At 71.4% G+C, this 22,292-nt stretch carries 21 protein-coding genes; 11 read left to right on the top strand and 10 right to left on the bottom strand.

Annotation, left to right across the window (positions count from 1 at the left end; genetic code table 11):
* Window positions 1-5: 5 nt before the first annotated feature.
* Both IF55_RS06080 and IF55_RS06075 read right to left on the bottom strand, forming a co-directional pair.
* Window positions 6-947, bottom strand: coding sequence for an ACP S-malonyltransferase (locus tag IF55_RS06080; protein WP_030876433.1), 942 nt, complete (start codon window positions 945-947; stop codon window positions 6-8).
* A gap of 89 nt (window positions 948-1,036) precedes the next feature.
* Window positions 1,037-2,221 (bottom strand): PucR family transcriptional regulator, encoded by a 1,185-nt coding sequence (locus IF55_RS06075; RefSeq protein ID WP_030876430.1) that lies wholly within the window; start codon window positions 2,219-2,221, stop codon window positions 1,037-1,039.
* 56 nt (window positions 2,222-2,277) lie between these two features.
* Here IF55_RS06075 and IF55_RS06070 point away from each other — a divergent pair, with 56 nt between their 5' ends.
* Window positions 2,278-2,958, top strand: coding sequence for a pirin family protein (locus tag IF55_RS06070; protein ID WP_030876429.1), 681 nt, complete (start codon window positions 2,278-2,280; stop codon window positions 2,956-2,958).
* A 55-nt stretch (window positions 2,959-3,013) separates the two neighbouring features.
* On the opposite strand, the gene IF55_RS06065 is transcribed toward IF55_RS06070, so the two are convergent.
* Entirely contained in the window at window positions 3,014-3,835 is an 822-nt protein-coding gene (locus IF55_RS06065) for a serine hydrolase domain-containing protein (protein WP_030876426.1), read from the bottom strand.
* A gap of 125 nt (window positions 3,836-3,960) precedes the next feature.
* Here IF55_RS06065 and IF55_RS06060 point away from each other — a divergent pair, with 125 nt between their 5' ends.
* The gene (locus tag IF55_RS06060; protein WP_078643725.1) at window positions 3,961-4,449 is read left to right on the top strand and encodes a MerR family transcriptional regulator; all 489 of its coding nucleotides are present in this window, start codon (window positions 3,961-3,963) and stop codon (window positions 4,447-4,449) included.
* Window positions 4,450-4,456: 7 nt separating this feature from the next.
* A complete protein-coding gene (locus tag IF55_RS06055; protein ID WP_030876419.1) occupies window positions 4,457-5,476 on the top strand; it encodes an aldo/keto reductase in 1,020 nt (339 codons plus the stop codon).
* Window positions 5,477-5,578: 102 nt separating this feature from the next.
* Here the strand turns inward: IF55_RS06055 and IF55_RS06050 are convergent, their stop codons facing one another.
* The 5 genes from IF55_RS06050 to IF55_RS06030 form a co-directional block, all read right to left on the bottom strand.
* Window positions 5,579-6,256: a response regulator gene (locus tag IF55_RS06050; protein ID WP_030876417.1), complete on the bottom strand. Its 678-nt coding sequence runs from the start codon at window positions 6,254-6,256 to the stop codon at window positions 5,579-5,581.
* The gene (locus IF55_RS06045; protein ID WP_078643722.1) at window positions 6,253-7,602 is read right to left on the bottom strand and encodes a sensor histidine kinase; all 1,350 of its coding nucleotides are present in this window, start codon (window positions 7,600-7,602) and stop codon (window positions 6,253-6,255) included. Before IF55_RS06045 ends, IF55_RS06050 begins: the two co-directional genes overlap by 4 nt.
* Before the next feature lie 60 nt (window positions 7,603-7,662).
* On the bottom strand, window positions 7,663-8,526 hold the full coding sequence (locus IF55_RS06040) for a DUF4429 domain-containing protein (protein WP_030876412.1): 864 nt from the start codon (window positions 8,524-8,526) through the stop codon (window positions 7,663-7,665).
* Window positions 8,527-8,703: 177 nt separating this feature from the next.
* Window positions 8,704-9,927, bottom strand: a complete 1,224-nt coding sequence (locus IF55_RS06035; protein WP_245661073.1) for an alpha/beta hydrolase — start codon at window positions 9,925-9,927, stop codon at window positions 8,704-8,706.
* 98 nt (window positions 9,928-10,025) lie between these two features.
* The gene (locus tag IF55_RS06030) at window positions 10,026-10,712 is read right to left on the bottom strand and encodes a TetR/AcrR family transcriptional regulator (RefSeq protein WP_030876405.1); all 687 of its coding nucleotides are present in this window, start codon (window positions 10,710-10,712) and stop codon (window positions 10,026-10,028) included.
* 115 nt (window positions 10,713-10,827) lie between these two features.
* Here IF55_RS06030 and IF55_RS06025 point away from each other — a divergent pair, with 115 nt between their 5' ends.
* Window positions 10,828-12,432 carry an MFS transporter gene (locus IF55_RS06025; protein WP_030876402.1) on the top strand — a complete coding sequence of 535 codons (1,605 nt, stop codon included), beginning with the start codon at window positions 10,828-10,830 and terminating at the stop codon, window positions 12,430-12,432.
* Window positions 12,433-12,673: 241 nt separating this feature from the next.
* Window positions 12,674-13,057: a peptidase inhibitor family I36 protein gene (locus tag IF55_RS06020; RefSeq protein WP_030876399.1), complete on the top strand. Its 384-nt coding sequence runs from the start codon at window positions 12,674-12,676 to the stop codon at window positions 13,055-13,057.
* 238 nt (window positions 13,058-13,295) lie between these two features.
* On the opposite strand, the gene aceE is transcribed toward IF55_RS06020, so the two are convergent.
* Entirely contained in the window at window positions 13,296-16,043 is a 2,748-nt protein-coding gene (gene aceE / locus IF55_RS06015) for a pyruvate dehydrogenase (acetyl-transferring), homodimeric type (protein WP_030876395.1), read from the bottom strand.
* A 478-nt stretch (window positions 16,044-16,521) separates the two neighbouring features.
* Between aceE and IF55_RS06010 the strand changes: the two genes are divergently transcribed.
* The 6 genes from IF55_RS06010 to IF55_RS05985 all read left to right on the top strand — a co-directional run bounded on the left by IF55_RS06010 (window position 16,522) and on the right by IF55_RS05985 (window position 21,217).
* Complete coding sequence (locus tag IF55_RS06010) at window positions 16,522-16,962, top strand: DUF3052 domain-containing protein (protein WP_030876392.1); 441 nt, start codon at window positions 16,522-16,524, stop codon at window positions 16,960-16,962.
* Window positions 16,963-17,264: 302 nt separating this feature from the next.
* Window positions 17,265-17,723, top strand: coding sequence for a peroxiredoxin (locus IF55_RS06005; RefSeq protein WP_030876389.1), 459 nt, complete (start codon window positions 17,265-17,267; stop codon window positions 17,721-17,723).
* 158 nt (window positions 17,724-17,881) lie between these two features.
* The gene (locus tag IF55_RS06000) at window positions 17,882-18,457 is read left to right on the top strand and encodes a TerD family protein (protein ID WP_030876386.1); all 576 of its coding nucleotides are present in this window, start codon (window positions 17,882-17,884) and stop codon (window positions 18,455-18,457) included.
* Between the two features lie 135 nt (window positions 18,458-18,592).
* Entirely contained in the window at window positions 18,593-19,168 is a 576-nt protein-coding gene (locus IF55_RS05995; protein ID WP_030876384.1) for a TerD family protein, read from the top strand.
* 49 nt (window positions 19,169-19,217) lie between these two features.
* The gene (locus IF55_RS05990; protein WP_030876381.1) at window positions 19,218-20,360 is read left to right on the top strand and encodes a DUF475 domain-containing protein; all 1,143 of its coding nucleotides are present in this window, start codon (window positions 19,218-19,220) and stop codon (window positions 20,358-20,360) included.
* A gap of 107 nt (window positions 20,361-20,467) precedes the next feature.
* Window positions 20,468-21,217: a TerD family protein gene (locus tag IF55_RS05985; protein WP_030876379.1), complete on the top strand. Its 750-nt coding sequence runs from the start codon at window positions 20,468-20,470 to the stop codon at window positions 21,215-21,217.
* A gap of 49 nt (window positions 21,218-21,266) precedes the next feature.
* On the opposite strand, the gene IF55_RS05980 is transcribed toward IF55_RS05985, so the two are convergent.
* Window positions 21,267-22,202 carry a TerD family protein gene (locus IF55_RS05980; protein ID WP_030876376.1) on the bottom strand — a complete coding sequence of 312 codons (936 nt, stop codon included), beginning with the start codon at window positions 22,200-22,202 and terminating at the stop codon, window positions 21,267-21,269.
* Window positions 22,203-22,292 lie beyond the last annotated feature (90 nt).

The raw sequence follows: 22,292 nt of genomic DNA, 5'->3' as shown, positions 1-22,292 counted from the left end.
GCTCCTTATTCGGCCGTGGCCGAGTGCTCGGCGATCAGCTCACGGGCGGCGTCGAGGTGGTCCGGGGTCTTCAGCGCGAGGGTCTTGACGCCGGGCAGGGCGCGCTTCGCGAGGCCCACGAGGGTGCCCGCCGGGCACAGCTCGATGATCGCGGTGACGCCCAGGTCCTTGAAGGTCTCCATGCACAGGTCCCAACGGACCGGATTGGAGACCTGGTTGATCAGCCGCTCCAGGATCTCCACGCCGGTGGCGACGGACCGCCCGTCCTTGTTGGAGACGTAGCGGGTCTCCGGGTCGCTCGCGTCCAGGGTGGGGACCAGCGCCTCCAGCGTCGCGACCGCCGGGGCCATGTGGTGCGTGTGGAACGCCCCGGCCACCTTCAGCGGCACGACCTTGCGGGTGCCCTCCGGCTTGTCCTCGGCCAGCGCGGCCAACTGCTCGGCGGTGCCCGCGGCCACGATCTGGCCCGCGCCGTTCACATTGGCCGGAGTCAGGCCCAGCTTCTCCAGATGCGGCAGGACCGCGTCCGGCTCGCCGCCCAGCAGCGCGGCCATGCCGGTCTCGGTGACGGCCGCGGCCTCCGCCATCGCCAGCCCCCGCTTGCGGACCAGCGCCATCGCGGAGTGCTCGGACAGCACGCCCGCGGCGGCCGCGGCGGTGATCTCGCCGACGCTGTGCCCGGCCACGGCGCCGGCCCGGCGGGCCAGCTCGGCCGGGGACGCGAAGAGTTGCCGCGCGGTGAGCAGACCGGCGGCCACCAGCAGCGGCTGGGCCACCGCGGTGTCACGGATCTCCTCCGCGTCGGCCTTGGTGCCGTAATGGACGAGGTCCAGGTCGACGACGGCCGACCACTCCGCGAGGCGTTCGGTGACGCCGGGAAGGTCGAGCCAGGGGGTCAGGAAGCCGGGCGACTGAGCGCCCTGGCCGGGAGCGACGAGTACGAGCACCCTCACACTCTCTCTTGCGGACGGCCTCGCCCACCCGTGGGGACAGGGACGAAGAACCGTCGGGCTAATTGTGGGTTTCCGATAAAAGCCTACGACCGCGTTCCCGCGTCGGCCAGGCGCCCCAGGATCAGCGCGATACGCAGCGTGAACGCGGACCGCACATCGGACGGTGACCATCCAGTGACGTCTGTCACACGTCGGAGGCGGTATCGCACGGTGTTGGGGTGCACGAAAAGCATCCGCGCCGCCCCCTCCAAACTGCTTGCCTGTTCCAGATAGACGCTCAGTGTTTCCAGCAGAGCAGACCCCGCCTCCTCCAGCGGTCTGTAGATCTCCTCCACCAACTGCTCGCGCGCCGCCACATCCCCGGCCATCGCCCGCTCGGGCAGGACATCGTCCGCCAGCACCGGACGCGGCGCGTCCGGCCACGCCGCACACGCCTTCAGACCGGCCGCGGCCGCCGCCGCCGAACGGTTCGCGGCCAGCAGGTCCGCCACCACCGGACCCGCCACCACCGGACCCGGCGCGAACGGCCCGATCAGCGACTTCGCCGTCTGCAGCGGATTGTCCGAACCGCCCGCGATCACCACCAGCCGGCTGCCCAGCACCCCGGTCAGCACCTGGAGCTTCGCGTGCCGGGCCGCGCGCCGGATCGCCTCCACCGTCAGCTCGCTGTCCCCGTCCGGGGCCGTCCCCAGCACCACCGCCACATGCTCCGGCGACGACCAGCCCAGCGCCGCCGCCCGCGACAGCGCCCCCTCGTCGGCCTCCCCGGACAGCACCGCGTTGACCACCAGCGACTCCAGCCGCGCGTCCCACGCGCCGCGCGCCTCCGCGGCCTGCGCGTAGACCTGGGCGGTCGCGAACGCGATCTCACGGGCGTAGACCAGCAGCGCCTCCCGGAGCACCGACTCGTCGCCGGGGGCCGCCACCTCCTCGATGGCCGCCTCCATGACCTCGATGGTCGTACGGACCATCTCCACGGTCTGGCGCAGCGTGATCGCCCGGGTCAGCTCGCGGGGCGCGGTCCCGAAGACGTCCGTACTGATCGCCTGCGGCGTCTCCGGGTGCCGGAACCACTCCGTGAAGGCCGCGATACCGGCCTGGGCGACCAGCCCGATCCACGAGCGGTTCTCCGGGGGCATCGCCCGGTACCACGGCAACTGCTCGTCCATCCGGGCGATGGCGTTGGCGGCCAGCTTCCCGGAGGACTTCTCCAGTCGGCGCAGGGTGGCACTGTGCGGATGCGGGGTGTTAGCGGCGGGTTCAGGCACGGGACAAGCCTGCCCTATTCGCGCGCCGTCCGGAGCGGCCGGGCTACCGTAGCCGGATGACGCGGGTTCAGCGCAGCGACGAGCGGTACCGGGGCGGCGACCCGGCGGCCGGGATCGAGACCCGGCACGCCTTCTCCTTCTCCGGCTTCTACGACCCGGACAACGTGCGCTTCGGACTCCTCGAAGCCTGCAACGAGGAGCGGCTGCCGGGCGGCGCCGGGTTCGCCGAGCACCCGCACCGCGATGTGGAGATCGTCACCTGGGTCGTCGAGGGCGAACTGACCCACGAGGACTCCACCGGCCACGCCACGGTCGTACGCCCCGGCGACGTCCAGCGGCTCAGCGCCGGCACCGGCGTCCGGCACACGGAACGCAACGCCGGGAGCGTCCCGCTGCGGTTCGTGCAGATGTGGCTGACCCCCACCGAGTTCGGCGGCGACCCCGCCTACGAGGTCGTACGCGGCATCGCCGACGGCACTCCGTACGCCCTGCGCCGCGCCGAAGCCGTCCTGCACGTCCGCCGGCTCGCCTCCGGCGAACGCACGGCCATGCCCGCGGCGCCGTGGACGTACGTCCATGTCGTGCACGGGGCCGTGCGCCTCGGCGGCGACGTTCTCCACGCGGGCGACGCGGCCCGCCTGGAGAACACCGCCCCGGACGAACCGGGCGAGGTCCAGTCCATCGGCCGGTCGGAACTCCTGGTGTGGGAGATGCACCGGGAACCGTCGTTCGGCTGACCCTGACGGGCTGGATTCGGCCCGGCTGTGCGGGCCCGGAATCAGCGGGCCTGAATCAGTGGCCCAGTTCCGCGAGGATGGCATCGGTGAGCGGAGGCCAGACCTCCACCGCCCACGGGCCGAACGCCCGGTCCGTCAAGACCACACACGCGGCCCCGGCCTCGGGGTCGACCCACAGGAACGTGCCGGACTGGCCGAAGTGCCCGAACGTACGCGGCGACGAAGCCGCGCCCGTCCAGTGCGGAGACTTGTGGTCGCGGATCTCGTACCCGAGCCCCCAGTCGTTCGGCCGCTGGTGCCCGTAGCCCGGCAGCACGCCGCTCACGCCCGGGAAGACGACCGACGTCGCCTCGGTCAGCGTCTGCCGCGACAGCAGCCTCGGCGCCTGGAGCTCGGCGGCGAAGCGGGCCATGTCGTCGATGGTCGAGACGCCGTCCTTGGCGGGCGACCCGGCCCCGGCCAGCTCGGTGGCGGCCATGCCGAGGGGTTCCAGCACCGCCTGCCGCAGGTACTCGGGGAAGTCGATGTCCGTCACCTTGGCGATGTGGTCGCCGAGCACCTCGAAGCCGGCGTTGGAGTAGAGCCGCCGGGCGCCGGGCTCGGCCATGGTGCGGTGTTCGTCGAAGGCGAGCCCGGAGGTGTGGGCGAGGAGGTGGCGGACGGTGGAGCCGGGCGGCCCGGCGGCCTCGTCGAGTTCGATGGCGCCCTCCTCGACGGCGAGCAGCGCGGCGTACGCGGCGATCAGTTTGGTCACCGAGGCCAGCGGGAAGCGGCGGTCGGTGGGCCCGTACGCGCCGGCCCGCGTACCGTCGGCCCGTACGACCACGGCCGCGGCGTTCTCGACCGGCCAGTTCTCGATCTTGTTCAGGCTCGCCATGCTCTCCATGGCGATGAGCCTAACCCGCTCAAAATCCGGTCAAGGATGAGCTTGCCTGGAGTGCGCTCGAAGTCTCTAGCGTTGAAGTGTCCGGAGCAACAGCAGACGCGGAAGGGGGAAGCGGCATGACGGTGACCGGGACGGAGACCAGGACAGGGACCGGGACGGAGACCGGGGCGGCCGGGGCCGTGCCGCCGGCCGTGTGCCGGGTGGCGCGCGAGCACCCCCGGCCCGCCGGGCAGGGCGACTACACGATCAGCGAGGTGGCGACGTACACCGGGCTGTCCGCGCACACCCTGCGCTGGTACGAGCGGATCGGGCTGATGCCGCACGTGGACCGCTCGCACACGGGTCAGCGGCGCTACAGCGACCGCGACCTGAGCTGGCTGGACCTGGTGGCCAAGCTGCGGCTGACCGGCATGCCGGTCGCCGACATGGTCCGCTACGCGGAGCTGGTCCGGACGGGAGAGGAGACCTTCGCGGAGCGCGAGCGGCTGCTGGCCGCCCACCGGGAAGACGTGCGCGGCCGCATCGCGGAGCTGCGGAGCGCCCTGGAGGTCCTCGACTACAAGATCGAATTCTACGGCGCCCGCCGGGCGTCCGAAGGGGCTTGATGCCTGTATGAGCACGGAGCAGACGGAGAAGATCGCACGCGTCGCCCTCGGCGCCGACGGCCCCGGCGTCGGGGTCCAGGGGCTCGGCTGCATGGGGATGAACCACGCGTACGGGCCGGCCGACGCGGAGGAGTCGCGGGCCACCCTGGAGCGCGCCCTCGAACTGGGCGTCACCCTCTACGACACCGCCGACCTGTACGGCGCCGGGGAGAACGAGAAGTTCATCTCGCCCTTCATCCGGGCGCACCGCGACGAGGTCGTCCTCGCCACGAAGTTCGCCATCTCCGACGACCCGTCGGGGAAGCGGACCATCGACAACTCTCCCGAGTACATCCGCGCGGCCATCGACGCGAGCCTGGGACGGCTCGGCGTCGAGCGGATCGACCTCTACTACATGCACCGCCGCGACGTGAACGTCCCGATCGAGGAGACCGTCGGCACCATGGCGGAGCTGGTCGAGGCGGGCAAGGTCAAGTACCTCGGGCTCAGCGAGGTGACCGGCGCCGAGCTGCGCGCCGCGCACGCCGTGCACCCGATCACCGCGATCCAGTCGGAGTGGTCGCTCTTCAGCCGCGACGTGGAGCGCAGCGCCGTGCCCGCCGCCAAGGAGCTGGGCGTCGGCTTCGTCCCGTACTCGCCGCTCGGCCGCGGCTTCCTGACCGGCTCCTTCGCCAACGCCGACCAGGACCTGCCCGAGGGCGACTGGCGCCGCACGCAGCCCCGCTTCACCGGCGACAACGCGGCGGTCAACGCCGCGCTGCTGGAGCCCGTACGGGCCATCGCCCGCGACCACGAGGCGACGCCCGGCCAGATCGCGCTGGCCTGGGTGCAGCAGCGGGCGCGGGTGCACGGGCTGACCGTGGTGCCGATCCCCGGCACGACCAAGCGCAAGCGTGTCGACGAGAACACGGCCGCGACGCGGATCGTGCTCGGCGACGACGAGCTGGCCCGGCTGGAGCCGATCGCCGGCAAGGTCGCCGGCGGGCGCTACGCGGACCTCTCGTTCTCGTCGGCGGGCCGCGAGTAACCGCCGTCGCGTTCGTTGGCGGGCCGCGGGTAGCCGCCGTCGCGTTCGTCGGCGGGCCGCGGGTAGCCGCCGTCGCGGGGCGCGGCCGTCCGCCGCGCCCCGCTACCGCTCGCCCGGGGCCACCAGCCCCGACTCGTACGCGAAGATCACGGCCTGCGCCCGGTCCCGGAGCTGAAGCTTGGCGAGGACGCGGCCGACGTGCGTTTTCACCGTCTGCTCGGCGAGGAAGAGCGTGCCGGCGATCTCCTGGTTGGAGAGCCCGCGCGCGATCAGCTCCAGCACCTCCGTCTCACGGGGCGTCAACTCCTGCGGGCGCGATACGGGCGTCCGGCGCGGTGCCGGGCGCTGCCGCGCGAACTCCTCGATCAGCCGCCGGGTGACCGAGGGGGCGAGCAGCGCCTCGCCCGCCGCCACGACCCGTACGGCCGAGATCAGGTCGGCCGGCGGCGCGTCCTTCAGCAGAAAGCCGCTGGCCCCGACGCGCAGCGCCTCGTACACGTAGTCGTCGACGTCGAAGGTGGTGAGCATCAGCACCTTCGGGCGGTGGCCGGTGTCCTCGTCGGCGGTCAGGAGCTGCCGGGCCGCCTCCAGGCCGTCCGTCTCGGGCATCCGTACGTCCATGAGCACCACGTCGGGGCGGGTACGGCGGCTCAGTTCGACGCCCTCGCGGCCGTCCGCCGCGTCGCCGACGACCTCGATGTCGGGCTGCGCGGCGAGCAGCGCGGCGAACCCCGCCCGCACCATGGCCTGGTCGTCGACGATGATCACCCTGATGGTCATGGGGCGGGGGGCTCCTCTGCGGTGTCGGAGTCGGCCGTGTCGAGTGCTGTGGGGGCCGTGGCTGTTGTGGGGGCTGCGGGGGCTGCGGCTTCTGTGCGGGCTGCGGCTTCTGTGGTTTCTGTGGGCGCCGCGTCGGTCGGGAAGCGCGCCGCCACGCGGAAGCCGCCGTCCGGCAGCGGGCCCGCGTCCAGGGTGCCGCCGAGCAGCCGGACGCGTTCGCGCATCCCGACCAGGCCATGGCCCGTGGAGGCGCCGGTCTCCAGCGGCGCGCCGGGCGCGGCGGCCGGGGCGTTGACGATCAGGGCACTCACGCCCGTACGGTCCGAGGCGACCGACACGCGGGTGGCGGCGCCCGGCGCGTGCCGCACCACATTGGCCAGGGCCTCCTGCACGACGCGGTACGCGGACAGGTCCACCGCCCCCGGCACCGGGGCCGGGCCCAGCTCGACGGAGAGCTCCACGGGCACCCCGGCCCGTACCGTCGCCTCCACCAGCCGCTCCACCTCGCCCAGCCCGGGCTGCGGCGCGCGTTCGCCGCCGCCCGCGCCCGTACCGTCCGTGCCGCGCAGTGCGCCCAGCAGCCGGCGCATCTCGGTGAGCGATTCGCGGGCGGTCGCGGCGATGGCGGCGAACTCCTCGCCCGCCTCGGGCGACACGCCGCCGAGCCGGTACGGCGCGCTGTCGGCCTGCACCGTGATCACGGACATGTGGTGCGCGACGACGTCGTGCATCTCCCGCGCGATGCGGGCGCGCTCCTCCAAGAGGGTGCGCCGGGCCCGCTCCGCCTCGCTGACCTCGCGCTGCGCGGCCAGCGCCCGGCGCGCCTCGCCGCGTTCGCGCACCGCGCCGGTCAGCAGCAGCACGGCGCCGGTGAGGAGGAAGAGCAGGAGCTGGGTGGCGTTCTCCTGGCCGGTCGGGAACAGCGCGGGCAGTACGGCCGTGGCGCCGGTCGCCGCCCACACGGCGAGCAGCCGGCGGCGCCCCTCGCGCAGGCCGACGGCGGTGGCCGCCAGGAGGTAGCCGATCATCGCGGGCGGCGTCCACGGCCAGGCCCGGCCGTCGACCCCGTCGGCCGACAGCAGGGCGAAGCCGCCCACGAGGTCGGCGGCGAAGACGATCGCCCAGGCCGGCAGCGGCCGGCGCGGGGCGAGCAGCAGCGGCACGGTCTGCGCGGCGGCGAGCGCCAGCGAGGCCGCGACGCCCAGCCGGTAGTCGTTCGCCAGCACGTTGTACGTGGACTGGAGCAGCCCGGCCACGACCGCGCACGCCGCCACGGCGGGCAGCCACCGGGCCGGACCCCGCCGGGCGCGGGCGGCAGCGGGGGGAGGGGAAGACGAAGGGGACATGACCAGGTCAGCCTATGTGCTGCGGCCGACGCCCAGCCCGCTCGCGCGTCCCCGGCCCGGCTACAGCTCCGCGAGCAGTTCGGTCTTCTTGTCGCTGAACTCGTCGTCCGTGAGCAGCCCGGCTTCGCGCAGCGCGCCGAGGTGGCGGATGCGGTCGGCGATGTCGGCGGGGTCCGGGCGGGCCGCGGGGACGCGCTCCGGCACGAGCGCGGGGGTCGCGGCCTGCACGGCCTCCAGGACCGCCGCGGCGAACGGCAGCGACTCATGGGCGAGGCCGTAGCCCATGCCGAAGACGACGGCCGCCGGGTCCTGGTCGGCGGCGCCCGGCCGGTCCTGGGCGGTCGTGCCGCGCGGCAGCAGCCGCAGATGGCCGTTGAACACCTCGGGGGAGCGCCACTCGACGCCGGACAGCCCGGCCACCGGGAAACGCTGGTCGCCCGCCTTCCACTTGGCGGTGGACGCGCCCGTCCAGAACCAGCGGAAGGCGACGGCCTCGCCGTCGAAGAACGCCTTGGCGTCGTACGCCTTGAAGGACGCGGGCGGCGGGGGAGCGGCCACCAGATACCGCTCGGCGGGGGCGCCGGCGTCGGGGCCGAGCCGGGCGCGCAGCTCGTCCGCGTAGTACTCGGCGAGCGTCTCCCGCTCGGCGGGCAGCACCAGCCGGTAGGGGTCGCTGCCCTCCTTGAGCTGTCCGTCGGCCGCGTCGGCCAGCGGGTCCGCGCCGGGCCGCGGCGTGGCCCGCAGCACGACCGTGCCGCGCTTGCCGGGGGTCAGCTCGACGGCGGCCAGCGCCTCGTAGGGCACCCGGCGCTCACCGAGCGCCTGAAGCAGTTTCGGCGTGCGCAGCCCCCGTTCGAATCGGATGAGCACGGAGTCGGCGTCGAACTCCCAGACGGCGTGGAAACCGGCCAGCACATCACCCATGTCGTTCATCGTAGGCGGCGGTCGCCCGCCTGTCCCCCCTCCGGTGCTACGCGCGTAAAACCTCGTGACTCGTACGTACGCGCGAAGAGACGTGTGTCCTGAAACGTGCGTACGGGGCGTGGTGGCGCGTACGAATTCGGGTCCGCCCGGCTCGGGTCCGTCCGCGCTCAGGTCGGTCTAGCTCAGATCGGCGGCGCAGCTCGTGTTGTGCGACGCGCACTGTACGGACGCGGCGGCGCCGACGCCGATCCGCGCGAAGTTCTCCAGGCTGGTGGTGCCCGGGCGGAAATAGCCCGGGTGGCCGACCGCGCCGGCGGCGGACAGGACGCGGGCGCCGAAGCCGCCGGAGACCGGGTCCGCGCCGTGCCCGAGGCCGCCCCACTCCATGTGCGGGACGTCCCGGATCCAGTCGTCGCCGTCGCGCGTCGCCCAGATCCGGGCCGCGGTGCCGAGGTCGGCCGCGCGGTCGGCGCGCATGCCGGGGCTGCCGGCCACCGCGATGTCGGAGACCTTGGCGGACAGGTCGCGGGCGGCGACGCCGCACACCACGGAGCCGTAGCTGTGGCAGAACAGCGCGACGCGCGCGTCGTTGGGCAGCCCCCGGACCATGGCGCGCAGCCGCAGCGCGCCCTCGGCGGCGAGCTTGCCGGTGGCCGCGTCCATGCCGAGCCCCGAGGGCGAGGTGTAGTCGGCCCAGGCGATGACGGCGGTCTTCGCCGCGGGCCGGGTCCGCCGCTCGGCCTCGTACAGCGCGGTCGCCATCCCGGCCGGGGCGGTGTACGACCGGGCCGTCTTCTCGTAGGTCAGCGCGGTGGTGTCGACGCCGGGCACCACGACGGAGACCCGGTCGGCGTGCGGCAGATCGCCGAAGACCTCGGCGACCCGGCCCGCTCCGGCGGGGTTGAACGCGAGGATCTGCCGTCCCTCGCGCATCAGCGAGGTGAAGCGGTGCATACGGCGGTTCGCCTCGCCGCGGCCGAGCGGGGTGAGCCGCTGATCGTGCGCCCGTTTCTCCTCGATCGCGCGGGCCCGGCCGAGCGCGACGCGGTTGGCGCGGTAGCGCAGGGGCGCGGGCGCGCCGTTGAGGTTGCCGACGACGAGCGGATAGCGGTTGACGAGATAGTCGAGCTGGCCGCCGGTGAGGGAGGCGAAGAACCGCGACAGCGCCGCCGGGGGGCCGTTCGGATCGGGCAGCCGGTGGCCGGCGAGGGAGCCGTGCAGCCAGGCGTTGAGCGACGCCGATCTCGGGTCGGGGTCCCCTCTGTGGCTCCGGATGGCGGTCCAGCCGGTCGTGGCGAGCATGACGAAGACCACGGCCAGGGCGAGCAGCGCGCGCCAGACGGTGGCCGAGTTCGTCCAAGGCAAGGGGGAGGGAGCGCCGAGCTCCGGGAAGGAAGTCACCGCGGGACACCCTAGGAGAAACCCGACGGCGGTCGCCAAGCGCGTGAGTCATCTCACGTTTGATAGTGGACAATTGCGCACACTAGTGCGGGACGCGATCAGTTGCCGGACGGAGTCCGCCAATTCTGGGCCAGTGCGGGTTCGAGGGCGGCGAGATACCTGTCGGAGAGCTTCCGCATCGCGTCCGAGGTCCAGTCGTCCCCCTCGCCCCAGACCTTGCCCGCCACCCGCATCGCCCCGGCGAACGCCGCCACCAGGACGCGCGGCCGCGGGTCGGCGTCGATGTCCAGGCCCTCCCGGCGGGCGATCTCCTGCGCGATCCGCTCCTCCGTCTCCTGCTGGCGGCGGAGATGGACCGCGAGCAGCGCGGGCGTCGACTCGATGATCTGGTACATCCGCATGTGCAACTGCGGCGGCGCGACCGCCTTCATCTCCTCGTCGATGGTGAGCCACGCCTTCGTGACGGCGCGGCGCAGCGCGGGCATCGGCGGCTCGCCGGCGGGCCGCGCCCGGACCTCCGTGAGGAACCGCGTCTCTATCAGCTCCTGGAGGGCGAAGGCGACCTCCTCCTTGTTGGAGAAGTAGCGGAAGAAGGTGCGCTGGGAGACGTCGACGGCGTCGGCGATCTCGTCGACCGTCGTCCGCTCGTACCCCTTCGCCACGAACAGCTCCAGGGCGGCGCGGACGAGCGCGTCGCGGGTCCGCCGCTTCTTGCGTTCGCGCAGTCCGCCGCAGAGCCCCGACGGCCGCCCGGCCGTCTGCTCGGTCTCCTGTTCGGTCTTCACCGCTCGGCCCTCTCCTCGGCGGGTTTCCGCTGCTCACGATATCTGTGAGCGACATGACAGTTACCGACTCATGGACTGGTTTGTCAATTGTCAGCCACTGCCATAATCTCCCCATATGACGTCTCAGACCACCGTCGCCGACGCGGCGCCGGAACAGCCCGTACCGGAGCCCCGGAAGGGGCTGCGGGGCCATCCATGGCTGACCCTCATCTCCGTCGCGATCGGCGTGATGATGGTCGCGCTCGACGGCACGATCGTCGCCATAGCCAACCCCGCCATTCAGAAGGACCTCGGCGCCTCGCTCGCCGACGTCCAGTGGATCACCAACGGCTATCTGCTCGCCCTCGCGGTCGCGCTGATCACCGCCGGCAAGCTCGGTGACCGCTTCGGCCACCGCCAGACCTTCCTCATCGGCATAGCCGGCTTCGCGCTCGCCTCCGGCGCGATCGGCCTCTCCGGCAGCGTCGCGCTGGTCATCGTCTTCCGCGTGCTCCAGGGCCTCTTCGGCGCGCTGCTCATGCCGGCCGCGCTCGGCCTGCTGCGCGCCACCTTCCCGGCCGAGAAGCTCAACATGGCCATCGGCATCTGGGGCATGGTCATCGGCGCCTCCACCGCCGCCGGCCCGATCGTCGGCGGGCTGCTCGTCGAGCACGTCAACTGGCAGTCGGTCTTCTTCATCAACGTCCCGGTCGGCGCCATCGCGCTCGTCCTGGGCCTGGTGATCCTCAAGGACCACCGCGCCAAGAACGCCGCCAAGTCCTTCGACATCCCCGGCATCGTGCTGCTCTCCGGGGCCATGTTCTTCCTCATCTGGGCCCTCATCAACGAGCAGAAGTGGGGCGGCTGGGGCGAGACCAAGACGCTCCTCTTCCTCGGCCTCGCGATCGTCGCCTTCGCGGTCTTCGCCTTCTGGGAGACCAAGGTCAAGGAGCCGCTCATCCCGCTGAGCATGTTCCGCTCCGTGCCGCTCTCCGCGGGCACGATCCTGATGGTGCTGATGGCCTTCTCCTTCATGGGCGGTCTGTTCTTCGTCACCTTCTACCTGCAGAACGTGCACGGCATGAGCCCCGTCGACAGCGGACTCCACCTGCTGCCGCTCACCGCGATGATGATCGTCGCCTCGCCGATCGCGGGCGCCCTCATCACCAAGCTCGGCCCGCGCGTCCCGCTGGTCGGCGGCATGGTGCTGACCGCCGTCGCCTGCTTCGGGATGTCCAGCCTGTCCTCGGACTCCGGCAACCTCGGGATGTCCATCTGGTTCGCGCTGCTCGGCCTCGGCCTCGCCCCCGTCATGGTCGGCGCCACCGAGGTCATCGTCGGCAACGCGCCGCTGGAGCACTCCGGCGTCGCCGGCGGCCTCCAGCAGGCCGCCATGCAGGTCGGCGGCTCGCTCGGAACGGCCGTCCTCGGCGCCGTCATGGCCTCCCGCGTCAACAACGACCTGCCCGGCAAGTGGGCGGGGGCCGGACTGCCCAAGCTCCCGCCGGAGCAGATGTCCAAGGTCTCCGACGCGGTCGCCGTGGGCGTCGGCCCCGTGCCGCCGAAGACGCCGCCGCAGATCGCCCAGCAGATCACGAGCGTCGCGCATGACACGTTCGTGTCGGGCATGGGCTTCGCCTTCACCGTCTCCGGCATCGTGGCGGTCATCGCCGCCGTCGTCGCGCTGTTCACCAAGCGCGGCGCGAACGCCGAGGCGGGAGCGGGCGTCGGCCACATCTGAGCCGCCCCCTACCAGGGCCGAACCGGTTGCGGAACCGGTTCGGCCCTTTCGCTGCCCGCACGCCCCCTCGCGTGCGGCGCCCCCTATCAAGGTGAACCAATGCCCTAGTAGCTCCGCTACGAGGACCTTCCGGCGCCTTGCGATCGCACGCACCAGACGCCGTGCGCTGTTCCGACCAGGGATATGACACAGGCTCTAAGAGACCGCGCGCCGCCGGGGCGCGCCTGACGGGGGAGTAACCATGAACAAGACCGCAGCCGCCGTGACGCTGGCCGCCGCCACGGCGGCCGTCCTCCTTCAGCCGACCGCCACGACAGCGGCCACCGCCCCCGCCTCGGGCCCCAGGCTCGGCGCCTGCGCCGCCGGCCAGCTCTGCCTCTGGCCCAAGACCGGCTTCCACGGCCCCCGCCAGGCCCGCGAACTCGCCGACACCGACATCGCGAGCTGCGAACCCCTGCGCCCCGGCACCTCCGCCGCCTCCCTCGCCAACCGCACCGGCCGCCCCGTCACCACCTACCAAAGCCCCGAGTGCGCCGAATCCGCCGAATTCTCCACCTACCCCCACGGCGCCTACACCCCCGAATCCCCCTACCGAGTACGCGCCTTCAAAATCTGGGAGAACTGAGCCCGCCCCAGGGACGCGCCCAAAGGGGCGCGGGGAACCGCGCGACCAACCACGTACGACCGTGAGCCGGCCGACAAGAGCAGGCCCCCCAGGGCGCGGGGAACTGCGCGACAAGCCACAGCGGACCCGCGGCCGGCCGACGGCACGCGCCCCCGCCCCTTGAGCCGCGAAAACGCCGGGCCCCGGCCGACAAGAAGTCGGCCGGGGCCCGGCGTCCGTCGAACGGGCCGTACGGCCGCTACGCGTCGCCGCCCGCGGCCCCCGGCTCCGCCGCCCCCGCATCGAGAAGCTGGTAGCGGTCGATGGCCTGCTTGAGGGCCGAGCGGTCGACCTTCCCGTCCTTGGCCAGCTCCGTGAGCACACCGAGCACGATCGACTGCGCGTCGATGTGGAAGAAGCGGCGCGCGGCGCCCCTGGTGTCGGCGAAGCCGAAGCCGTCCGCGCCCAGCGACTGGTACGTGCCCGGCACCCACCGCGCGATCTGGTCCGGCACGGCGCGCATCCAGTCGGACACGGCCACCTTCGGCCCCTCGGCGCCCTGGAGCTTGGTGGTCACGTACGGGACGCGCTGCTCCTCCTCGGGGTGGAGGAGGTTGTGCTCCTCCACCTCCACGGCGTCGCGGCGCAGCTCGTTCCAGGAGGTCGCGGACCAGACGTCGGCCTTGACGTTCCACTCCTCGGCGAGGATGCGCTGGGCCTCGACGGCCCACGGCACGGCGACGCCGGAGGCGAGGATCTGGGCGGGGATGGTGCCCCGCTCGCCGGCCTTGAAGCGGTAGAGGCCCTTGAGGATGCCCTCGCGGTCCACGTCGGCGGGCTCGGCCGGGTGCTGGATCGGCTCGTTGTAGACGGTGAGGTAGTAGAAGACGTCCTCGCCGGCCTTGCCGTCCGCCGTCTCGCCGTACATGCGGCGGAGGCCGTCCTGCATGATGTGGGCGATCTCGTAGCCGAACGCCGGGTCGTACGCGACGACGGCCGGGTTGGTGGAGGCGAGGAGCTGCGAGTGGCCGTCGGCGTGCTGGAGGCCCTCACCGGTCAGGGTCGTACGGCCAGCGGTCGCGCCCAGGACGAATCCGCGCGAGAGCTGGTCGGCCATCTGCCAGAACTGGTCGCCGGTCCGCTGGAAACCGAACATCGAGTAGAAGACGTAGACCGGGATCAGCGGCTCGCCGTGCGTGGCGTAGGCCGAGCCCGCCGCGATCAGCGAGGCCGTGCAGCCCGCCTCGGAGATGCCGTCGTGCAGCATCTGCCCGGTGGGCGACTCCTTGTAGGCGAGCAGCAGCTCACGGTCGACGGACTCGTACTGCTGGCCCATCGGGTTGTAGATCTTCGCCGTCGGGAAGAACGCGTCCATGCCGAAGGTGCGGTACTCGTCGGGCGCGATCAGCACGAACCGCTTGCCGATCTCCTTGTCCCGCATGAGGTCCTTGAGCACCCGGACGAACGCCATGGTGCTGGCGATCGCCTGCTGCCCGGAGCCCTTCTTCGCGGCCGCGTACGCCTTGTCGTCGGGGAGGTTCAGCGGCTTGGCCCGGACGACCCGGGTCGGCACATAGCCGCCGCAGGACTTGCGGCGGTCGTGCATGTACTGGATCTCTTCGGAGTCGCGGCCCGGGTGGTAGTACGGCGGGTTGCCGTCCTCCAGCTCCTTGTCGGCGATCGGCAGGTGCAGCCGGTCGCGGAACCGCTTGAGGTCGTCGGCCGTCAGCTTCTTCATCTGGTGGGTCGCGTTGCGGCCCTCGAAGTTCGGGCCGAGCGTCCAGCCCTTGACGGTCTGCGCGAGGATCACGGTCGGCTGGCCCTTGTGCGCCTTGGCCGCCGCGTACGCCGCGTAGATCTTCTTGTGGTCGTGACCGCCGCGGCCCAGGTGCAGGATCTGGTCGTCGGTCATGTTCTCGACCATGGCGCGCAGCCGCTGGTCGTCGCCGAAGAAGTGCTCGCGGATGTACGCGCCGGTCTCGGTCGCGTACGTCTGGAACTGGCCGTCGGGCGTGCTGTTGAGCTTGTTGACCAGGATGCCGTCGCGGTCCTGGGCGAGCAGCGGGTCCCAGGAGCGGTCCCAGACCAGCTTGATCACGTTCCAGCCGGCGCCGCGGAACTGCGACTCCAGCTCCTGCATGATCTTGCCGTTGCCGCGCACCGGGCCGTCGAGGCGCTGGAGGTTGCAGTTGACGACGAAGGTCAGGTTGTCCAGGCCCTCGCGGGCGGCGATGGAGAGCTGGCCGAGCGACTCGGGCTCGTCCATCTCGCCGTCGCCGAGGTACGCCCAGACATGCGAGTCGGAGGTGTCGGCGATGCCGCGCGCCTCCATGTAGCGGTTCATCCGGGCCTGGTAGATCGCGCCGAGCGGGCCGAGGCCCATGGAGACGGTCGGGAACTCCCAGAAGTCCGGCATCAGCCGCGGGTGCGGGTAGCTGGACAGGCCGTACGGGGCCTTCGACTTCTCCTGCCGGAACGCGTCGAGCTGCTGCTCGGAGAGGCGGTCGAGGAGGAAGGCGCGGGCGTAGATGCCGGGGGAGGCGTGGCCCTGGAAGAAGATCTGGTCGCCGCCCCGGCCGTCGTCCTTGCCGCGGAAGAAGTGGTTGAAGCCCACGTCGTACAGCGAGGCCGAGGAGGCGAAGGTGGCGATGTGGCCGCCGACCCCGATGCCCGGGCGCTGGGCGCGGGAGACCATGACGGCCGCGTTCCACCGGGTCGCGTTCAGGATCTTGCGCTCGATCTCCTCGTTGCCGGGGAAGAACGGCTCGTCCTTGGTCGCGATGGTGTTGACGTAGTCCGTGCTGCGCATCTCGGGCACGGCGACGCGCTTCTCACGGGCGCGTTCGATCAGGCGAAGCATGAGGTAGCGGGCACGTTCCCGGCCTCGCTCATCGACGGCTGCGTCGAGCGAGTCGAGCCATTCCTGGGTCTCTTCGGGATCGAAGTCCGGGACCTGGCTGGGAAGGCCGCCAATGATGATCGGGTTGCGATCGGATCCGGAAGCCACGCTGTTCCTTCGCTGTTCGGGTCGTACGTGCCCTGCACGCGGTGATGCTGCGCACGCGATTGAATACTGTCCCTGCTGGCCGCGCCGCCTTCCATCGTGGACCGCGGCGGCGCAATCGTCACCTCTACCGAGTGGTAACCACCACTTCACGAGGGTGCGGCCCCAGGCCGCCCGGCCGCGGACGGCCAAATCGCAACCATACGCCCCCTATGGAGGTCATCGGCGTACGGCCGTTCGGTCCTAGCTGCCACACTGGAGGGGTGCAACTTCACAAACCGGGCAGATCGCTGTGGCATGCATCACTTGGACCCGTTCCGTCATGGTTCGAGATGCGGCGAGACGGCCCCAAAGGTCACCGTTTCGGCGGTCTCCACGGCCGGGTACTTGCGCGATCCGCCCGGCACGTGTGGACTACGCCCAATGCTTCGCGTACACGCGAGGTCCCAACGACTTATCGAAAGATGACAGGAGGCAATCCGTGAGCGCGACCGCGGACCACGCGGAGGAGCGGATCAACCCTGCCGCCAGGCTGGGTTTCGAGCCCGGACAGGTGGTCCAGGAGATCGGCTACGACGATGATGTCGAGCAGGAGCTCCGCGAGGGGATCGAGGCCGTCACGGGCCAGGAGCTCGTCGACGAGGACTACGACGACGTCGCCGACGTCGTCGTGCTGTGGTTCCGGGACGACGACGGTGACCTGACCGACGCCCTGGTCGACGCCATTGGACTGGTCGACGAAGGCGCCCCCGTCTGGCTGATGACGCCGAAGACCGGCCGCGAGGGCTACGTCGAGGCCAGCGACATCAACGAGGCGGCGCAGACCGCGGGTCTCGCCCAGACCAAGAGCGTCAACGCGGGCAAGGACTGGAGCGGCAGCCGCCTGGTCACCCCGAAGGCCGCCCGCACGGGCAAGCGGTAGCCCCTCGGTCTCCGAGGCAATCGCCCCACTTCGACGATCCGGTGCGCCCCGGCAGCCTCGCTGCCGGGGCGCACCGGCGTATCCGGAGGGCGCCCCAGGGCCGTTCCGGCGCCCCGGGAACGCCCCGGCGAGGCCGCCCGGCAGCTCCGGGCCCCCGCGCTATCCGAAGGCCGCTCCGGGCCGCCCGGGCGGCAGTGACAGACTGGCCCCGCACGCGCCGCCCCGGACGGCGGAGACCGCCCGGGGCCGGACAGCCGAGATAGCTGAGACTGTCGAAACCGTCGAGAGAGAGATGGCCACCCATGGCGATTGAGGTCGGTACCAAGGCTCCGGAGTTCGAGCTGAAGGACCAGCACGGGCAGAGCGTGAAGCTCTCCGACTTCCGGGGCGAGAAGAACGTCGTCCTGCTCTTCTACCCCTTCGCCTTCACGGGCGTCTGCACGGGCGAGCTGTGCGCGCTCCGCGACGAACTGCCGAAGTTCGTCAACGACGACGTGCAGTTGCTCGCCGTCTCCAACGACTCGCCCTTCTCCCTGCGGGTCTTCGCCGAGCAGGAGGGGCTGGAGTACCCCCTGCTCTCGGATTTCTGGCCGCACGGCGAGGCGAGCCGCGCGTACGGGGTATTCGACGAGGACAAGGGCTGCGCGGTGCGCGGCACCTTCATCATCGACAAGGAGGGCGTCGTGCGCTGGACGATCGTCAACGGTCTGCCGGACGCGCGCGACCTCAACGAGTACGTCAAGGCGCTCGAAGCCATCTGAGCCCGGCCCGGCGCCCGCCGCGAGCGCCTCGCGGCGGGCACCGGCGCAAGAGCCTGCAATCGGTGGGAACCGGTCACTAGGATCAAAACGTTGATCGGGTGCCATCGCACAACGGGGGCGCGGATCCCGCCGTCCCCTTCGAAACCTCTGGAGGACTCGTGGGAGTCAGTCTCAGCAAGGGCGGCAACGTCTCGCTGACCAAGGCAGCCCCCAACCTGACCGCGGTCGTCGTCGGTCTGGGCTGGGACGCGCGTACCACCACTGGCAACGACTTCGACCTGGACGCCAGCGCCCTGCTGACGAACGACCAGGGCAAGGTCGCCAACGACCAGAACTTCGTCTTCTTCAACAACCTCAAGAGCCCCGACGGCTCCGTCGAGCACACCGGTGACAACCTCACCGGTGAGGGCGAGGGCGACGACGAGGTCATCAACGTGAACCTGGCGGGCGTCCCGGCGGACGTCGCCAAGATCGTGTTCCCGGTCTCCATCTACGAGGCCGAGTCCCGCCAGCAGTCCTTCGGCCAGGTCCGCAACGCCTACATCCGCGTGGTGAACCAGGCCGACGGCAGCGAGCTGGCCCGCTACGACCTCAGCGAGGACGCCTCGACGGAGACCGCCATGGTCTTTGGCGAGCTGTACCGCAACGGCGCGGAGTGGAAGTTCCGCGCCATCGGGCAGGGGTACGCGTCGGGCCTGCGCGGCATCGCGCAGGACTTCGGGGTCAACGTCTGACCAGCCATCCGCACGTCCGGCGCCGTACACCCGCCGCTGCCCCCGGCAGCGGACCCAGGGCCTTCGAGGAGGCATCCTGAAAGGGTGTGCGGCGCCGGACGCGCTACGAGACCCACCGCGGGAGGAATCAAGACCATGGGCGTAACGCTCGCCAAGGGGGGCAACGTCTCCCTGTCCAAGGCCGCGCCGAACCTCACCAATGTGACCGTCGGCCTCGGCTGGGACGCCCGCTCCACCACCGGGGCGCCGTTCGACCTCGACGCCAGCGCCCTGCTGTGCCAGTCGGGGCGGGTGCTCGGGGACGAGTACTTCGTCTTCTACAACAACCTCACCAGCCCCGAGGGCTCCGTCGAGCACACGGGCGACAACCTCACCGGTGAGGGCGAGGGCGACGACGAATCGATTCTGGTCGACCTGTCCAAGGTGCCCGCCAGTTGCGACAAGATCGTCTTCCCGGTCTCCATCCACGAGGCCGACCTGCGCGGCCAGAGCTTCGGCCAGGTCAGCAACGCGTTCATCCGGGTGGTGAACCAGGCCGACGGCAGCGAGCTGGCCCGTTACGACCTCAGCGAGGACGCCTCCAGCGAGACGGCGATGATCTTCGGCGAGGTCTACCGGTATGGCGGGGAGTGGAAGTTCCGCGCGGTTGGACAGGGGTACGCGTCGGGTCTGCGCGGCATCGCTCTAGACTTCGGGGTCAACGTTTCGTAAAGCCGCGCTCGACGCGGGGGAATCCTCATAGAGAAGGATTGAGTAGCCAGTGCTCCTCAGAACATTCGGCTGGTCGTTCGGCATCACAGCCGCCGGCCTCGCCTTGGCCGGCTTGCTCTGGGGGTGGCAGGGGCTGGCGGTAGTCGCGATCCTCTCCGTCCTGGAGATCTCGCTCTCGTTCGACAACGCGGTCATCAACGCGGGCATCCTGCGGAAGATGAGCCCGTTCTGGCAGAAGATGTTCCTCACCCTCGGCATCCTGATCGCCGTCTTCGGGATGAGGCTCGTCTTCCCGGTGGTCATCGTGGCCATCACCGCCAAGCTGAACCCCATCGAAGCGGTCAACGTCGCGATCAACGACCACGAGCGCTACGAGTCCCTGGTCACCAGCGCCCACCCGGCGATCGCCGCGTTCGGCGGAATGTTCCTGCTGATGATCTTCCTGGACTTCGTCCTGGAGGACCGGGACATCCAGTGGCTGCGCTGGCTGGAGCGGCCCCTCGCCAAGCTGGGCAAGCTGGAATCGCTCTCCGTCGTCGTCGCCATGGTCGTGCTGATGATCGTGGCGACCACCTTCGCCACCGGCGTGCCCGTGCACGACGGCCACGGCACGGTCGACAAGGCCGCGACCGTGCTGCTCGCCGGCGTCGGCGGCCTGGTCACCTATCTGATCGTCGGCGGCATCTCCAGCTTCTTCGAGAACCGCCTGGAGGACATGGAGGAGGAAGAGGAGGAGAGGGAGGCCGAGGCCGCGGCCAAGAAGAGCGGGTCCTCGGCCGTCGGGCTCGTCGGCAAGGCCGCCTTCTTCATGTTCCTCTACCTCGAAGTCATCGACGCCTCCTTCTCCTTCGACGGCGTCATCGGCGCGTTCGCCATCACCAACGACATCTTCGAGATGGCGCTGGGTCTGGGCATCGGCGCGATGTACATCCGGTCGCTCACCGTCTACCTCGTCCGCAAGGGCACGCTCGACGACTACGTGTACCTGGAGCACGGCGCGCACTACGCGATCGGCGCGCTCGCCGTCATCCTGCTCATCACGATCAAGTACGAGATCAGCGAGGTCATCACCGGACTCGTCGGCATCGTCCTGATCGCCGCCTCCTTCTGGTCGTCGCTGGTCAGAAACCGGCGGGAAGAGGCATTGGGAGAAAACTCCGAGAACAAGGCCGAAGTCACCTCCGGAGTGTGACGGCGGTACGTTTGAGGAACGCTCTGAGCGGGGCGGTCGTGAGGTCCAACCTCCCGGCCGCCCCGCGGCAGTTGGCCCGAGCGGGGTGAGAGGTGGGTGTGCGTTAAGTGGCATTCTGGAGCGGTTTCTTCAGCAACTGGAGCGGGGCGGCGCAGCAGTTCGACAGCGGCGGCTCGTCCGGTGCCGTCGAACTGACCAAGCGCCATCCGTCGGTCTCGCTGACCAAGCAGAACGCCCTCACGGGCAACCTGCGGGTCAACCTGTCCTGGCGGATGCGGACCTCCGACTTCGACGACAGGAGCGGCAGGGGCGGCGGTGGCGGCGGGATACGCCACCCCTTCGGCAAGTTCCGGCCGGAGATCGTCCAGCCGCAGGGCCCCGCGGTCGTCAACGTCGACCTCGACCTGGCCTGCATGTACGAGCTGACGGACGGCAGCAAGGGCGTCGTCCAGCCGCTCGGCAACTTCCTCGGCAGCCTGAACAGCGCGCCGTACGTGCAGCTCAGCGGCGACGACCGGTTCGGCTCCCCGTCCGGCGAGACGATCTACGTCAACATGGACCACCACGAGGACATCAAGCGGCTGCTGATCTTCGTCTACATCTACGACGGCACGCCCGCCTTCGACCGTACGCACGCCATGGTCACCCTCTACCCCGGCAACGGCCCCCGCGTGGAGATCTCGCTCGCCGAGCGCGCGCCGCAGGCCCGCTCCTGCGCCGTGGCGCTGCTGGAGAACAACAAGGGCGAGATCACCCTGCGCCGCGAGGTGAAGTACGTGTACGGCTTCCAGGCGGAGCTGGACCGGCTCTACGGCTGGGGGCTCCAGTGGGGCCGGGGGTTCAAGACCAAGGTCTGAGCCCCGAGGCCGAGGCGCGGCGCCCAGGGCGCGCCCCGGGCCCGTGCCGTCAGCGGTTCTGGAACTGCGGGCCCTGCGGCGGCAGCCGGAACGCCGGGTCGGGCAGCGGCTGGTACTGCGGGTAGCCGTACGCGGGCCGCGCCGGAGGCTGCTGCGGATAGCCGTACGCGGGCGCCGGCGGGGCGACCGGCTGCGGCGGGACCGCGGGCGGCGGCGGATAGCCGTAGCCCCCGCCCTGCCGCGCCGGACCCTCCGCCGAGCCGTCCGCCGCCGGGGCCGCGGCAGCCGCCGGAGCCGCGGCCGGAGCCGGCATCGGGCCGGGCGCGGCGGCCGGCGGCCGGGCCGGGACCGGCGGCAGCTCCGAGACCGGTTCGTGCGCGGGCCGGTCCGGGGCCTCGGGGAGCGGCGCGGCGGCCGGGCCCTCGTCGGCGGAGCCGCCGTCCGCCTCGTCCACGGAGATGCCGAACTCCGTGGCCAGTTGGATCAGCCCCGACTCGTACCCCTGCCCCAGGGCCCGGAACTTCCAGCCGTCCCCGCGCCGGTACAGCTCACCGCAGATCATCGCGGTCTCGTCGCCCGTCTCGGGCACCACCTCGAACCGCGCGACCGGCTCGCCGCCGTCCTCGGCGGCGTCGTACAGCAGGACGCACAGGTCCCGTACGAGCCCGAAGGCGCCGCCGTCCGAGGACGCGGCCAGCACCACCCGGTCCACCGAGGCGTCCAGCGCCGCGAGGTCCGTCTCGACGGTGTCCGTCAGCCCCTCCGGCAGCCGCTTCTTCGGCAGGTGCCGCACCAGGCCGGACGGGTGCCGGGGCTGGTTGTAGAAGACGAAGTCCTCGTCCGAGCGCACGCGCCCCTCGTCGCCGATCAGCAGGGCGGAGGCGTCCACGTCGGGGACGCCCGGCCCCGGGGTCCAGCGCAGCACGGTCCGTACGGCCCGGGCCTCCAGCGGGATGTTCGACCCCTTCAGCATCGCGTGCGTCATATCCGTCATCCTGCCTGCTGGGCCCGCGCGGGGACAACGCAGGGGGACCGTACGGCCGGTGGGATCTGCCCTCGGGGCCCGGCCGCACGC

The organism is Streptomyces varsoviensis (genome assembly GCF_000718635.1).
Classification (GTDB): domain Bacteria; phylum Actinomycetota; class Actinomycetes; order Streptomycetales; family Streptomycetaceae; genus Streptomyces; species Streptomyces varsoviensis.
The sequence above is the reverse complement of the archived record's forward strand: the minus strand, read 5'-3'. Positions and strand labels throughout refer to the sequence as shown.

Coding starts and splice junctions, on each gene's coding strand:
- IF55_RS06055 (WP_030876419.1), top strand. CDS start 4,457: ATGAGCACGGAGCAGACGGAGAAGATCGCACGCGTCGCCCTCGGCGCC.
- IF55_RS06020 (WP_030876399.1), top strand. CDS start 12,674: ATGAACAAGACCGCAGCCGCCGTGACGCTGGCCGCCGCCACGGCGGCC.
- IF55_RS06050 (WP_030876417.1), bottom strand. CDS start 6,256: ATGACCATCAGGGTGATCATCGTCGACGACCAGGCCATGGTGCGGGCG.
- IF55_RS06065 (WP_030876426.1), bottom strand. CDS start 3,835: ATGGCGAGCCTGAACAAGATCGAGAACTGGCCGGTCGAGAACGCCGCG.
- IF55_RS05995 (WP_030876384.1), top strand. CDS start 18,593: ATGGGCGTAACGCTCGCCAAGGGGGGCAACGTCTCCCTGTCCAAGGCC.
- IF55_RS06070 (WP_030876429.1), top strand. CDS start 2,278: ATGACGCGGGTTCAGCGCAGCGACGAGCGGTACCGGGGCGGCGACCCG.
- IF55_RS06005 (WP_030876389.1), top strand. CDS start 17,265: ATGGCGATTGAGGTCGGTACCAAGGCTCCGGAGTTCGAGCTGAAGGAC.
- IF55_RS06040 (WP_030876412.1), bottom strand. CDS start 8,526: ATGGGTGATGTGCTGGCCGGTTTCCACGCCGTCTGGGAGTTCGACGCC.
- IF55_RS06025 (WP_030876402.1), top strand. CDS start 10,828: ATGACGTCTCAGACCACCGTCGCCGACGCGGCGCCGGAACAGCCCGTA.
- IF55_RS06045 (WP_078643722.1), bottom strand. CDS start 7,602: ATGTCCCCTTCGTCTTCCCCTCCCCCCGCTGCCGCCCGCGCCCGGCGG.
- IF55_RS05980 (WP_030876376.1), bottom strand. CDS start 22,202: ATGACGCACGCGATGCTGAAGGGGTCGAACATCCCGCTGGAGGCCCGG.
- IF55_RS06060 (WP_078643725.1), top strand. CDS start 3,961: ATGACGGTGACCGGGACGGAGACCAGGACAGGGACCGGGACGGAGACC.